Source organism: Chryseobacterium sp. PTM-20240506 (assembly GCF_048296755.1).
Classification (GTDB): domain Bacteria; phylum Bacteroidota; class Bacteroidia; order Flavobacteriales; family Weeksellaceae; genus Chryseobacterium; species Chryseobacterium proteolyticum.
In genome coordinates this window covers 3,850,821-3,865,936 of sequence record NZ_CP182581.1, presented here as the reverse complement: position 1 = coordinate 3,865,936, position 15,116 = coordinate 3,850,821, and the positions used below count along the sequence as shown (strand labels likewise).

Below are 15,116 nucleotides of genomic sequence, written 5' to 3'. Positions count from 1 at the left end.
TACCTTTAAATTTTTAAAATGCAAATTTACAAATAGCATTTCCAATTCCTTTCATAAAAAATAGATTTGAATAAGAAAAACAGATATTATTATAATAAACTCCCATTTTCATTTACTAAACTTCATGAAGAATCATATTTAATGATGAGAAGATCAAAAAAATCTTAATATATCTAACCGCAAAATACAGATACAAAAAACCCCGAAAATTTGGACAACTTTCGGGGCTTTCAAATAATAAACTATTAAAAAAATAAACTAGGAACAGAGTAATTAAAGAGCAATAATACTCCTCAATACTCTTACGTAAAGTTAGAAAAAATATCAATTAATTAAAAATAATTTCTTGTTAAATATTTCACAATTTTCTGTAAACCAAACTATTAAACACGTGTTTTAATAAAATTTATATTCTCTTTAAAAATAGTATCTTTAGGCGTAAAAAATTATAATTTTATGGATATCGAATTCAACAAACGAGAAGATCAAAACAGATTAAAATTATCCGAAATAAATCGTTTACTTGCCGAAATAAAAAAAGGAGGTGGAGAGAAAAAACTTCAAAAGTTAGGTGAAGAAGGAAAAATGACTGCAAGAGAAAGAATTGATTATCTTCTCGATAAAGATTCAGATTCCATAGAAGTGGGAGCATTTGCAGGTTATGAGATGTATGAGGAACATGGAGGCTGTCCCGGAGGAGGTGTAGTGGTTGTCATTGGTTATGTTTCGGGTAGACAATGCCTTGTTGTAGCGAATGACGCTTCTGTAAAAGCAGGTGCATGGTTTCCAATTACCGGAAAGAAAAATCTCAGAGCGCAGGAAATTGCTATGGAGAATAAACTTCCCATTATTTACCTTGTAGATTCAGCAGGTGTTTATTTGCCTATGCAAGATGAGATATTTCCTGATAAAGAACATTTTGGAAGAATTTTCAGAAACAATGCCAAAATGAGTTCTATGGGAATTATACAGATTTCTGCTGTTATGGGTAGCTGTGTGGCCGGAGGTGCTTATCTACCCATTATGAGTGATGAGGCAATGATCGTTGATAAAACAGGCTCTATCTTCCTCGCAGGAAGCTACCTTGTAAAGGCTGCCATTGGTGAAAGTATCGATAATGAAACTCTGGGCGGAGCAACTACGCACTGTTCTATTTCAGGAGTTACAGATTACAAAGCAAAAGATGATAAAGATGCTTTAGACAGGATTAAGAATATCATGAAATCTATTGGAAGTACTGAAAAAGCAGGTTTTGATAGAATTGAAAGTTTTCCACCGAAAGAGAATCCTGAAAACATTTTTGGGATAATGCCGGCTTCAAGAGCTGAACAATATGATACATTAGATATTATTAAATGTATGGTAGATAATTCCGAATTTGAAGAATATAAGCCGGATTACGGAAAAACTATTATTTGTGCTACGGCAAGAATAGATGGCTGGTCCGTGGGAATTGTGGCCAATCAGAGAAAGTTAGTAAAGAGTGGTAAAGGAGAAATGCAGTTTGGAGGAGTTATTTATTCCGACTCTGCAGATAAGGCAACGAGATTTATCGCTAATTGTAATCAGAGAAAAATTCCTTTGATCTTTTTACAGGATGTTACAGGATTTATGGTAGGATCCAAATCAGAACATGGAGGGATTATTAAAGACGGGGCAAAAATGGTAAACGCAGTAGCCAACTCTGTAGTTCCTAAATTTACTGTGATTACCGGAAACTCATATGGAGCAGGAAATTATGCAATGTGTGGAAAAGCATATGATCCGCGACTCATTGTTGCATGGCCATGGGCTGATCTTGCCGTAATGGGAGGAGCTCAGGCTGCAAAAGTTTTAGCTCAAATCCAGGAATCAACATTAAAAAAACAAGGAAAAGAAATTAGTGAAGAAGAGCATAATGAAATCTTAGATAGCATATCCAAAAGATATCAAAAACAAACCGAATCTACCTATGCTGCGGCCAGATTATGGACTGATGCCATCATTAATCCTACAGATACCAGAAAATGGATCTCTATGGGTATTGAAGCTGCTAATCATTCCCCTATAACGGAGAAATTTAATTTGGGAGTAATACAGGTTTGATAATGATACAATTTTCAATATATATTTATTGCCCTATTTGAAAAAGTAGGGCTTTTTTGTATTTATTAACTAGCTATTGTTCATAACTGATAATTGATAAATAATGATTGATAGTTGATGAATGATCTTTTATCATTTATAATTCATCAATGATCAGTGATCATTGATCTTTTATTCCTATGGTATGGTGTAGTAGGTATAGATATGTATAGGTATAAAACAAAAAAGTCTCATACAAATTCATGTATGAGACTTTTAATAAAAACTGGCGGCGACCTACTCTCCCGCTTGTCGCAGTACCATCGGCGCTGGTGGGCTTAACTTCTGTGTTCGGAATGGGAACAGGTGAGCCCCACCGCTAAAACCACCCTAAAGAAGGTATATAAGATATCAGAGGCTAGATTTCAGATTTCAGACTCATTATAAAGTCTGTCATCTGATGTTCTTGTATCTGACATCTGTTTTATCGGTAAATTTCATCACAAAGGCAAAACCAGTATTGCACTTATAAGACTTGAATTAGTGTAACCTATAGGCTATAAATCTACGGGTAATTAGTACTACTCGGCTATGCTGTTACCAACTTTACACCTGTAGCCTATCAACGTGGTCATCTCCCACGACCCTTAAAAGATGTCTCATCTTGAGGCGAGTTTCGCACTTATATGCTTTCAGTGCTTATCTCTTCCAAACATAGCTACTCAGCGGTGCACCTGGCGGTACAACTGATACACCAGAGGTTTGTTCAATTCGGTCCTCTCGTACTAGAATCAAGCCCTCTCAAACATCTAACGCCCGCAATAGATAGAGACCGAACTGTCTCACGACGTTCTGAACCCAGCTCGCGTGCCACTTTAATGGGCGAACAGCCCAACCCTTGGGACCTTCTCCAGCCCCAGGATGTGACGAGCCGACATCGAGGTGCCGAACCTCCCCGTCGATGTGAGCTCTTGGGGGAGACTAGCCTGTTATCCCCGGAGTACCTTTTATCCTATGAGCGATGGCCCTTCCATACGGAACCACCGGATCACTATGTCCTGCTTTCGCACCTGATCGACTTGTAGGTCTCACAGTCAAGCACCCTTATGCCATTACACTCTACGCACGGTTACCAAGCGTGCTGAGGGTACCTTTGAAAGCCTCCGTTACTCTTTTGGAGGCGACCACCCCAGTCAAACTACCCACCACGCAATGTCCTTCCTAAAGGAAGTTAGGCTCCAAGTAAGTAAAGGGTGGTATTTCAACGTTGACTCCACAAACACTAGCGTGCCTGCTTCATAGTCTCCCACCTATCCTACACATTACTTACTCAAAGTCAATACGAAGTTATAGTAAAGGTTCACAGGGTCTTTTCGTCCCATTGCGGGTAATCGGCATCTTCACCGATACTACAATTTCACCGAGCTCGTGGCTGAGACAGTGCCCAGATCGTTACACCATTCGTGCAGGTCGGAACTTACCCGACAAGGAATTTCGCTACCTTAGGACCGTTATAGTTACGGCCGCCGTTTACTGGGGCTTCAGTCAAACGCTTCGCTTACGCTAACGCCCTTCCTTAACCTTCCAGCACCGGGCAGGTGTCAGACCCTATACAGCATCTTTCGATTTAGCAGAGTCCTGTGTTTTTGATAAACAGTCGCCTGGGCCTCTTCACTGCGGCCACCATTGCTGATGGCGTCTCTTCTTCCGAAGTTACGAGACTATTTTGCCTAGTTCCTTAGCCACGACTCACTCGAGCACCTTAGGATTCTCTCCTCGACTACCTGTGTCGGTTTTGGTACGGGTTGCTTCACTTCGGCTTTTCTTGGAAGCACTTTCCCTGCAGCAGCTTCGCCCGAAGGCTAGGCCTTGACTATTCCGTCAGTCTCCAGCAGGTACGGCACTCCGTCCCCTTTTTAGTGTGAGCAAGTATGGGAATATTAACCCATTGTCCATCCACTACCCCTTTCGGGTTCGCGTTAGGTCCCGACTAACCCTCAGCTGATTAGCATGGCTGAGGAAACCTTAGTCTTTCGGTGAGGGGGTTTCTCGCCCCCTTTATCGTTACTTATGCCTACATTTTCTTTTCTGTCCGCTCCACAATACCTCACGATACTGCTTCGGCGCAAACAGAATGCTCCCCTACCAGATGTACAATGTACAAATCCATAGCTTCGGTAATATGTTTATGCCCGATTATTATCCATGCCGGACCGCTCGACTAGTGAGCTGTTACGCACTCTTTAAATGAATGGCTGCTTCCAAGCCAACATCCTAGCTGTCAATGCAGTCCAACCGCGTTGCTTCAACTTAACATATATTTGGGGACCTTAGCTGTTGGTCTGGGTTCTTTCCCTCTCGGACATGGACCTTAGCACCCATGCCCTCACTGCTGATCAACATTTATTAGCATTCGGAGTTTGTCAGGAATTGGTAGGCGGTGAAACCCCCGCATCCAATCAGTAGCTCTACCTCTAATAAACTTATAATCAACGCTGCACCTAAATGCATTTCGGGGAGTACGAGCTATCTCCCAGTTTGATTGGCCTTTCACCCCTACCCACAGGTCATCCGAAGACTTTTCAACGTCAACCGGTTCGGTCCTCCACTCTGTGTTACCAGAGCTTCAACCTGCCCATGGGTAGATCACAAGGTTTCGCGTCTAATCCTACTAACTATCCGCCCTATTCAGACTCGCTTTCGCTCCGGCTCCGGACCTGAAGTCCTTAACCTCGCTAGTAAAATTAACTCGTAGGCTCATTATGCAAAAGGCACGCCGTCACCCAACTTGTGGGCTCCGACCGCTTGTAGGCGTACGGTTTCAGGTTCTATTTCACCCTTCTATTCGAAGTGCTTTTCACCTTTCCTTCACAGTACTTGTTCACTATCGGTCTTTCAGGAGTATTTAGCCTTGGAGGATGGTCCCCCCATATTCAGACAGGATTTCACGTGTCCCGCCCTACTCATTTATCATCTATATATACCTTTCGAATACCGGGCTATCACCGTCTATGGCCGCACTTTCCAGTACGTTCTTCTAAATATATAAAGACTTTTGGGCTAATCCGCTTTCGCTCGCCACTACTTACGGAATCTCTTCGATTTCTTTTCCTCCGGGTACTTAGATGTTTCAGTTCTCCGGGTTTGCTCCTCTTACGAGGTAATACATCTTCAATGTATTGGGTTGCCCCATTCGGACATCTGCGGATCAATTCGTGTGTGCCAATCCCCGCAGCTTTTCGCAGCTTACCACGTCCTTCGTCGCCTCTGAAAGCCTAGGCATCCGCCATACGCCCTTAACGATTTCTTTCCTATTTTTAGGTTACTCAAGCACTTATAAGTGCTCGGTTTTCTCTTTGTGATGTCTTTACCGTTAATGTCAATGATCTTTATTTCTTCTGTATTATGTAAAACGTATTCATGTATCAATGACGGCTCTCGTCATGAGGTTTACATGCTTCTTTTTTACATATACAAACTGTGGAGAATAAGGGAGTCGAACCCTTGACCTCCTGCGTGCAAGGCAGGCGCTCTAGCCAGCTGAGCTAATTCCCCCTCTAGTAGACTTCAGATATCAGATCCTAGATCTCAGACTTAATGTCTCATGTCTTATATCTGATCTCTTCCCGTCTTATAATTAGTAGTCTCGGGCAGGCTCGAACTGCCGACCTCTACATTATCAGTGTAGCGCTCTAACCAGCTGAGCTACGAGACTTTGTTTTAGATGTTAGATTTTAGATATCAGATGTTAGACTAATCTCTAACTTCTAATTTCTAACTTCTTTTCTAAATCTCTTCCCTTTTACTAATTTCTAGTGGGTGTTGTATTTTTTTATATATCAACCAAATAAAAAACTAAAGCTTCTCTTTAAGTAAGTACATGGTACACTTAAGTACCTTTATTTTGTTTAACGTTCTTCAACGCTCTAAAATGAGATGTTCCAGCCGCACCTTCCGGTACGGCTACCTTGTTACGACTTAGCCCTAGTTACCTGTTTTACCCTAGGCAGCTCCTGTTACGGTCACCGACTTCAGGTACCCCAGACTTCCATGGCTTGACGGGCGGTGTGTACAAGGCCCGGGAACGTATTCACCGCGCCATGGCTGATGCGCGATTACTAGCGATTCCAGCTTCATAGAGTCGAGTTGCAGACTCCAATCCGAACTGAGACCAGCTTTCGAGATTAGCATCCAGTCGCCTGGTAGCAGCCCTCTGTACTGGCCATTGTATTACGTGTGTGGCCCAAGGCGTAAGGGCCGTGATGATTTGACGTCATCCCCACCTTCCTCTCTACTTGCGTAGGCAGTCTCACTAGAGTCCCCAACTGAATGATGGCAACTAGTGACAGGGGTTGCGCTCGTTGCAGGACTTAACCTAACACCTCACGGCACGAGCTGACGACAACCATGCAGCACCTTGAAAAATGTCCGAAGAAAAGCCTATTTCTAAGCCTGTCATTTCCCATTTAAGCCTTGGTAAGGTTCCTCGCGTATCATCGAATTAAACCACATAATCCACCGCTTGTGCGGGCCCCCGTCAATTCCTTTGAGTTTCAAACTTGCGTTCGTACTCCCCAGGTGGCTAACTTATCACTTTCGCTTAGTCTCTGAATCCGAAAACCCAAAAACGAGTTAGCATCGTTTACGGCGTGGACTACCAGGGTATCTAATCCTGTTCGCTCCCCACGCTTTCGTCCATCAGCGTCAGTTAAGACATGGTAACCTGCCTTCGCAATTGGTGTTCTAAGTAATATCTATGCATTTCACCGCTACACTACTTATTCCAGCTACCTCTACCTTACTCAAGACCCGCAGTATCAATGGCAGTTTCATAGTTAAGCTATGAGATTTCACCACTGACTTACGAGTCCGCCTACGGACCCTTTAAACCCAATAAATCCGGATAACGCTTGCACCCTCCGTATTACCGCGGCTGCTGGCACGGAGTTAGCCGGTGCTTATTCGTATAGTACCTTCAGCTACCCTCACGAGGGTAGGTTTATCCCTATACAAAAGAAGTTTACAACCCATAGGGCCGTCATCCTTCACGCGGGATGGCTGGATCAGGCTCTCACCCATTGTCCAATATTCCTCACTGCTGCCTCCCGTAGGAGTCTGGTCCGTGTCTCAGTACCAGTGTGGGGGATCACCCTCTCAGGCCCCCTAAAGATCATTGACTTGGTGAGCCGTTACCTCACCAACTATCTAATCTTGCGCGTGCCCATCTCTATCCACCGGAGTTTTCAATATCAAATGATGCCATCTAATATATTATGGGGTATTAATCTTCCTTTCGAAAGGCTATCCCCCTGATAAAGGTAGGTTGCACACGTGTTCCGCACCCGTGCGCCGCTCTCTAGATCCCGAAAGATCTATACCGCTCGGCTTGCATGTGTTAGGCCTCCCGCTAGCGTTCATCCTGAGCCAGGATCAAACTCTCCATTGTATGTTTGTCTGACTCACTCAAAGTTTTGACGCTTTAGTTTTTCCTTACTTGGTTGTTATATTGTATTTCAATGATCTCTCTTCTTCCGCTTTTCTCTAAAGCTTTTTTTCTGTCGTTTTTGCTTTAGATTTGCGAGTGCAAAAGTAATTAATGTTTCTGAACTGACCAAATGTTTTTGAAGAAAATTTTAAAGTTTTTTCTGTAACCTTAATCCCTCTCTAACACTTATCTCAATTTTACTCCGCGCTCCCTTAATTGGGACTGCAAAGATACAAACTTTTCTCAATTTTCAAAATAAATTATTATTTATTTTTTTAAATCTTCGTTTATAATTACCCTCTTCTGCGCTACCTACTATCTCTCGTTTTCAGTGGGGCAAAAGTACACCTTATTCATCACATAATCCAAATCATTTTATACTTAAATTCATATTTAGTTCATATTTGATCTTAACTCACTGATAAGCAACTTAAAAAATTTCAATGCTTTTTCCTGGGTTTAGAATGATAAAGGCGAAAACATAAGAGAAAACTGCCATAACAAGGGAAAAGGAAAAAAATAAAAGCTATAAAATGAAGGGTTTTCTATGGAAAAATGGAGGGTTGAGACAGGAAAAACAAGAAGTAGAAAGGGAAAAGTAAGGAGAAAAATGGAAAATGAAGTGCTGAAGAGTAAAGAAAAAAATATCTGACTAAAAAAAAGACTGCAATAAATTCGGTTTGAACACAACAAAAAATATGATGTAGCATTTTATAAGATCAATAAGTATCTCTTTATTCTTTATTCTTTATTCTTTATTTAAATTTCCTCCTTTTTCACCACATTGTGGTAGCTTGAATAATAAATCAACATACTTATTACTGGTAAAGGTGCAAGATAGGGTCTTTATATGATCTCCGATTATATTGATATTCGTAATCCATATCATTATGCCCGTTATTAAAGTATAGATCATATTATATCTTGTATTGCTCCGGATGACAGGATAAAATCTTTGAGCTCAAATTTCCTAGGATTTAGATCCTGTTCCTAAAGTAAAGCTTTTCATCAATTGCAATATACTATTGGGATATCTTTATTCCGGATAAGGTCATTCTTCCAGGCATATAATTCATTAAGCTGTGCATGCAATAACAATATGGAATAATTTATAATTGATTAAGATATTATTGGTGATTGGCGATTAAAACCTAAAAGTTGAAAATTAAAAATGGAACGTTTTTAAGTTGGCTAAAGCCACTAGGATTTTGGAGGCTATTACTGAAGGGCTAAAGACCACCTCTATTGATGAAAGCTTGTAAAAGAATAAAGAGCCTAAAGTAGTAGTAGTAGTAGTAGTAGTAGTAGTAGTTGTTGTTGTTGTTGTTGGAAGAGGAATAAAATACAAAGTCCTACTAACTATGAATGATAAATGATAAAATGATGATTGATAATGAGCCCTATTAATTGATATTTGTCTGTTAATCAATAATGATTGATAATTGATGATTGATCTTTTATCATTTATAATTCATCAATGATCATTTATCTTTTATTCCTATGGTATGGTAGGTATAGATATGTATAGGTATAGTTATAAAACAAAAAAGTCTCATACAAATTCATGTATGAGACTTTTAATAAAAACTGGCGGCGACCTACTCTCCCGCTTGTCGCAGTACCATCGGCGCTGGTGGGCTTAACTTCTGTGTTCGGAATGGGAACAGGTGAGCCCCACCGCTAAAACCACCCTAAAGAAGGTATATAAGATATCAGAGGCTAGATTTCAGATTTCAGACTCATTATAAAGTCTGTCATCTGATGTCTTGTATCTGACATCTGTTTTATCGGTAAATTTCATCACAAAGGCAAAACCAGTATTGCACTTATAAGACTTGAACTAGTGTAACCTATAGGCTATAAATCTACGGGTAATTAGTACTACTCGGCTATGCTGTTACCAACTTTACACCTGTAGCCTATCAACGTGGTCATCTCCCACGACCCTTAAAAGATGTCTCATCTTGAGGCGAGTTTCGCACTTATATGCTTTCAGTGCTTATCTCTTCCAAACATAGCTACTCAGCGGTGCACCTGGCGGTACAACTGATACACCAGAGGTTTGTTCAATTCGGTCCTCTCGTACTAGAATCAAGCCCTCTCAAACATCTAACGCCCGCAATAGATAGAGACCGAACTGTCTCACGACGTTCTGAACCCAGCTCGCGTGCCACTTTAATGGGCGAACAGCCCAACCCTTGGGACCTTCTCCAGCCCCAGGATGTGACGAGCCGACATCGAGGTGCCGAACCTCCCCGTCGATGTGAGCTCTTGGGGGAGACTAGCCTGTTATCCCCGGAGTACCTTTTATCCTATGAGCGATGGCCCTTCCATACGGAACCACCGGATCACTATGTCCTGCTTTCGCACCTGATCGACTTGTAGGTCTCACAGTCAAGCACCCTTATGCCATTACACTCTACGCACGGTTACCAAGCGTGCTGAGGGTACCTTTGAAAGCCTCCGTTACTCTTTTGGAGGCGACCACCCCAGTCAAACTACCCACCACGCAATGTCCTTCCTAAAGGAAGTTAGGCTCCAAGTAAGTAAAGGGTGGTATTTCAACGTTGACTCCACAAACACTAGCGTGCCTGCTTCATAGTCTCCCACCTATCCTACACATTACTTACTCAAAGTCAATACGAAGTTATAGTAAAGGTTCACAGGGTCTTTTCGTCCCATTGCGGGTAATCGGCATCTTCACCGATACTACAATTTCACCGAGCTCGTGGCTGAGACAGTGCCCAGATCGTTACACCATTCGTGCAGGTCGGAACTTACCCGACAAGGAATTTCGCTACCTTAGGACCGTTATAGTTACGGCCGCCGTTTACTGGGGCTTCAGTCAAACGCTTCGCTTACGCTAACGCCCTTCCTTAACCTTCCAGCACCGGGCAGGTGTCAGACCCTATACAGCATCTTTCGATTTAGCAGAGTCCTGTGTTTTTGATAAACAGTCGCCTGGGCCTCTTCACTGCGGCCACCATTGCTGATGGCGTCTCTTCTTCCGAAGTTACGAGACTATTTTGCCTAGTTCCTTAGCCACGACTCACTCGAGCACCTTAGGATTCTCTCCTCGACTACCTGTGTCGGTTTTGGTACGGGTTGCTTCACTTCGGCTTTTCTTGGAAGCACTTTCCCTGCAGCAGCTTCGCCCGAAGGCTAGGCCTTGACTATTCCGTCAGTCTCCAGCAGGTACGGCACTCCGTCCCCTTTTTAGTGTGAGCAAGTATGGGAATATTAACCCATTGTCCATCCACTACCCCTTTCGGGTTCGCGTTAGGTCCCGACTAACCCTCAGCTGATTAGCATGGCTGAGGAAACCTTAGTCTTTCGGTGAGGGGGTTTCTCGCCCCCTTTATCGTTACTTATGCCTACATTTTCTTTTCTGTCCGCTCCACAATACCTCACGATACTGCTTCGGCGCAAACAGAATGCTCCCCTACCAGATGTACAATGTACAAATCCATAGCTTCGGTAATATGTTTATGCCCGATTATTATCCATGCCGGACCGCTCGACTAGTGAGCTGTTACGCACTCTTTAAATGAATGGCTGCTTCCAAGCCAACATCCTAGCTGTCAATGCAGTCCAACCGCGTTGCTTCAACTTAACATATATTTGGGGACCTTAGCTGTTGGTCTGGGTTCTTTCCCTCTCGGACATGGACCTTAGCACCCATGCCCTCACTGCTGATCAACATTTATTAGCATTCGGAGTTTGTCAGGAATTGGTAGGCGGTGAAACCCCCGCATCCAATCAGTAGCTCTACCTCTAATAAACTTATAATCAACGCTGCACCTAAATGCATTTCGGGGAGTACGAGCTATCTCCCAGTTTGATTGGCCTTTCACCCCTACCCACAGGTCATCCGAAGACTTTTCAACGTCAACCGGTTCGGTCCTCCACTCTGTGTTACCAGAGCTTCAACCTGCCCATGGGTAGATCACAAGGTTTCGCGTCTAATCCTACTAACTATCCGCCCTATTCAGACTCGCTTTCGCTCCGGCTCCGGACCTGAAGTCCTTAACCTCGCTAGTAAAATTAACTCGTAGGCTCATTATGCAAAAGGCACGCCGTCACCCAACTTGTGGGCTCCGACCGCTTGTAGGCGTACGGTTTCAGGTTCTATTTCACCCTTCTATTCGAAGTGCTTTTCACCTTTCCTTCACAGTACTTGTTCACTATCGGTCTTTCAGGAGTATTTAGCCTTGGAGGATGGTCCCCCCATATTCAGACAGGATTTCACGTGTCCCGCCCTACTCATTTATCATCTATATATACCTTTCGAATACCGGGCTATCACCGTCTATGGCCGCACTTTCCAGTACGTTCTTCTAAATATATAAAGACTTTTGGGCTAATCCGCTTTCGCTCGCCACTACTTACGGAATCTCTTCGATTTCTTTTCCTCCGGGTACTTAGATGTTTCAGTTCTCCGGGTTTGCTCCTCTTACGAGGTAATACATCTTCAATGTATTGGGTTGCCCCATTCGGACATCTGCGGATCAATTCGTGTGTGCCAATCCCCGCAGCTTTTCGCAGCTTACCACGTCCTTCGTCGCCTCTGAAAGCCTAGGCATCCGCCATACGCCCTTAACGATTTCTTTCCTATTTTTAGGTTACTCAAGCACTTATAAGTGCTCGGTTTTCTCTTTGTGATGTCTTTACCGTTAATGTCAATGATCTTTATTTCTTCTGTATTATGTAAAACGTATTCATGTATCAATGACGGCTCTCGTCATGAGGTTTACATGCTTCTTTTTTACATATACAAACTGTGGAGAATAAGGGAGTCGAACCCTTGACCTCCTGCGTGCAAGGCAGGCGCTCTAGCCAGCTGAGCTAATTCCCCCTCTAGTAGACTTCAGATATCAGATCCTAGATCTCAGACTTAATGTCTCATGTCTTATATCTGATCTCTTCCCGTCTTATAATTAGTAGTCTCGGGCAGGCTCGAACTGCCGACCTCTACATTATCAGTGTAGCGCTCTAACCAGCTGAGCTACGAGACTTTGTTTTAGATGTTAGATTTTAGATATCAGATGTTAGACTAATCTCTAACTTCTAATTTCTAACTTCTTTTCTAAATCTCTTCCCTTTTACTAATTTCTAGTGGGTGTTGTATTTTTTTATATATCAACCAAATAAAAAACTAAAGCTTCTCTTTAAGTAAGTACATGGTACACTTAAGTACCTTTATTTTGTTTAACGTTCTTCAACGCTCTAAAATGAGATGTTCCAGCCGCACCTTCCGGTACGGCTACCTTGTTACGACTTAGCCCTAGTTACCTGTTTTACCCTAGGCAGCTCCTGTTACGGTCACCGACTTCAGGTACCCCAGACTTCCATGGCTTGACGGGCGGTGTGTACAAGGCCCGGGAACGTATTCACCGCGCCATGGCTGATGCGCGATTACTAGCGATTCCAGCTTCATAGAGTCGAGTTGCAGACTCCAATCCGAACTGAGACCAGCTTTCGAGATTAGCATCCAGTCGCCTGGTAGCAGCCCTCTGTACTGGCCATTGTATTACGTGTGTGGCCCAAGGCGTAAGGGCCGTGATGATTTGACGTCATCCCCACCTTCCTCTCTACTTGCGTAGGCAGTCTCACTAGAGTCCCCAACTGAATGATGGCAACTAGTGACAGGGGTTGCGCTCGTTGCAGGACTTAACCTAACACCTCACGGCACGAGCTGACGACAACCATGCAGCACCTTGAAAAATGTCCGAAGAAAAGCCTATTTCTAAGCCTGTCATTTCCCATTTAAGCCTTGGTAAGGTTCCTCGCGTATCATCGAATTAAACCACATAATCCACCGCTTGTGCGGGCCCCCGTCAATTCCTTTGAGTTTCAAACTTGCGTTCGTACTCCCCAGGTGGCTAACTTATCACTTTCGCTTAGTCTCTGAATCCGAAAACCCAAAAACGAGTTAGCATCGTTTACGGCGTGGACTACCAGGGTATCTAATCCTGTTCGCTCCCCACGCTTTCGTCCATCAGCGTCAGTTAAGACATGGTAACCTGCCTTCGCAATTGGTGTTCTAAGTAATATCTATGCATTTCACCGCTACACTACTTATTCCAGCTACCTCTACCTTACTCAAGACCCGCAGTATCAATGGCAGTTTCATAGTTAAGCTATGAGATTTCACCACTGACTTACGAGTCCGCCTACGGACCCTTTAAACCCAATAAATCCGGATAACGCTTGCACCCTCCGTATTACCGCGGCTGCTGGCACGGAGTTAGCCGGTGCTTATTCGTATAGTACCTTCAGCTACCCTCACGAGGGTAGGTTTATCCCTATACAAAAGAAGTTTACAACCCATAGGGCCGTCATCCTTCACGCGGGATGGCTGGATCAGGCTCTCACCCATTGTCCAATATTCCTCACTGCTGCCTCCCGTAGGAGTCTGGTCCGTGTCTCAGTACCAGTGTGGGGGATCACCCTCTCAGGCCCCCTAAAGATCATTGACTTGGTGAGCCGTTACCTCACCAACTATCTAATCTTGCGCGTGCCCATCTCTATCCACCGGAGTTTTCAATATCTAATGATGCCATCAAATATATTATGGGGTATTAATCTTCCTTTCGAAAGGCTATCCCCCTGATAAAGGTAGGTTGCACACGTGTTCCGCACCCGTGCGCCGCTCTCTAGATCCCGAAAGATCTATACCGCTCGGCTTGCATGTGTTAGGCCTCCCGCTAGCGTTCATCCTGAGCCAGGATCAAACTCTCCATTGTATGTTTGTCTGACTCACTCAAAGTTTTGACGCTTTAGTTTTTCCTTACTTGGTTGTTATATTGTATTTCAATGATCTCTTTTCTTCCGCTTTTCTCTAAAGCTTTTTCTCTGTCGTTTTTGCTTTAGATTTGCGAGTGCAAAAGTAATTAATGTTTCTGAACTGACCAAATGTTTTTGAAGAAAATTTTAAAGTTTTTTCTGTAACTTTAATCCCTCTCTAACACTTATCTCAATTTTACTCCGCGCTCCCTTAATTGGGACTGCAAAGATACAAACTTTTCTCAATTTTCAAAATAAATTATTATTTATTTTTTTTAAATCTTTCGTTTATAATTACTCTCTTCTGCGCTACCTACTATCTCTCGTTTTCAGTGGGGCAAAAGTACACCTTATTCATCACATAATCCAAATCATTTTATACTTAAATTAAGCATTGTGGAAAAACAAATGCTTAAACAGCTGGTATCAAATGATTTAAAACAAAAACATAGTTATCCACAATATGAAATAAGATTTCAACTATAATCCTGGGATGGAATTTTCTGGCTGTAAAGATCAAAAACTCAATGAAAATAACAAGTGAATAAATATACTATGAAAAGAAAGGTATAAATTTCAGTTGCTATAATTAATGAACAATGATCCTTGTTATAATCAAAAAAACAGTTGAACAAATATGCTATATCTTATAAAAGGTCTGACATTCTAGCCCCGATAGTAACGGTTACCCCGCAGTAAGGAAGGGATCTGAAAGAAAGCAAGGAACGAGGAGTATGAGTGGATAGCGGGATTTGCTCCAAAGAAAAATTAAAAAAACAGC

The 15,116-nt window shown here is 42.8% G+C and carries 1 protein-coding gene, 4 tRNA genes and 6 rRNA genes; 1 reads left to right on the top strand and 10 read right to left on the bottom strand.

Annotation, left to right across the window (positions count from 1 at the left end):
* Positions 1-456 precede the first annotated feature (456 nt).
* Complete coding sequence (locus ACNFU2_RS17200) at positions 457-2,085, top strand: acyl-CoA carboxylase subunit beta (protein ID WP_418122419.1); 1,629 nt, start codon at positions 457-459, stop codon at positions 2,083-2,085.
* Between the two features lie 263 nt (positions 2,086-2,348).
* On the opposite strand, the gene rrf (ACNFU2_RS17195) is transcribed toward ACNFU2_RS17200, so the two are convergent.
* From rrf (ACNFU2_RS17195) to ACNFU2_RS17150, 10 genes are all read right to left on the bottom strand, one after another.
* Positions 2,349-2,457: ribosomal RNA gene (gene rrf, locus ACNFU2_RS17195) — 5S ribosomal RNA — on the bottom strand.
* A 162-nt stretch (positions 2,458-2,619) separates the two neighbouring features.
* Positions 2,620-5,374: ribosomal RNA gene (locus ACNFU2_RS17190) — 23S ribosomal RNA — on the bottom strand.
* A 171-nt stretch (positions 5,375-5,545) separates the two neighbouring features.
* Positions 5,546-5,619: transfer RNA gene (locus ACNFU2_RS17185), tRNA-Ala, on the bottom strand.
* Between the two features lie 86 nt (positions 5,620-5,705).
* Positions 5,706-5,779, bottom strand: a tRNA-Ile gene (locus tag ACNFU2_RS17180).
* 214 nt (positions 5,780-5,993) lie between these two features.
* A 16S ribosomal RNA gene (locus ACNFU2_RS17175) occupies positions 5,994-7,510 on the bottom strand.
* Positions 7,511-9,134: 1,624 nt separating this feature from the next.
* Positions 9,135-9,243 (bottom strand): 5S ribosomal RNA (gene rrf, locus ACNFU2_RS17170).
* Between the two features lie 161 nt (positions 9,244-9,404).
* Positions 9,405-12,159, bottom strand: a 23S ribosomal RNA gene (locus tag ACNFU2_RS17165).
* Between the two features lie 171 nt (positions 12,160-12,330).
* Positions 12,331-12,404: transfer RNA gene (locus ACNFU2_RS17160), tRNA-Ala, on the bottom strand.
* Positions 12,405-12,490: 86 nt separating this feature from the next.
* Positions 12,491-12,564 (bottom strand) — tRNA-Ile (locus tag ACNFU2_RS17155).
* A 214-nt stretch (positions 12,565-12,778) separates the two neighbouring features.
* Positions 12,779-14,295 (bottom strand): 16S ribosomal RNA (locus ACNFU2_RS17150).
* Together the 16S, 23S and 5S rRNA genes with 4 tRNA genes alongside form the textbook arrangement of a ribosomal RNA operon.
* Between the last annotated feature and the right edge of the window lie 821 nt (positions 14,296-15,116).

What these genes read in the sequence shown, in the direction of transcription:
- ACNFU2_RS17200 (WP_418122419.1), top strand. Translation starts at nt 457, where the DNA reads ATGGATATCGAATTCAACAAACGAGAAGATCAAAACAGATTAAAATTA.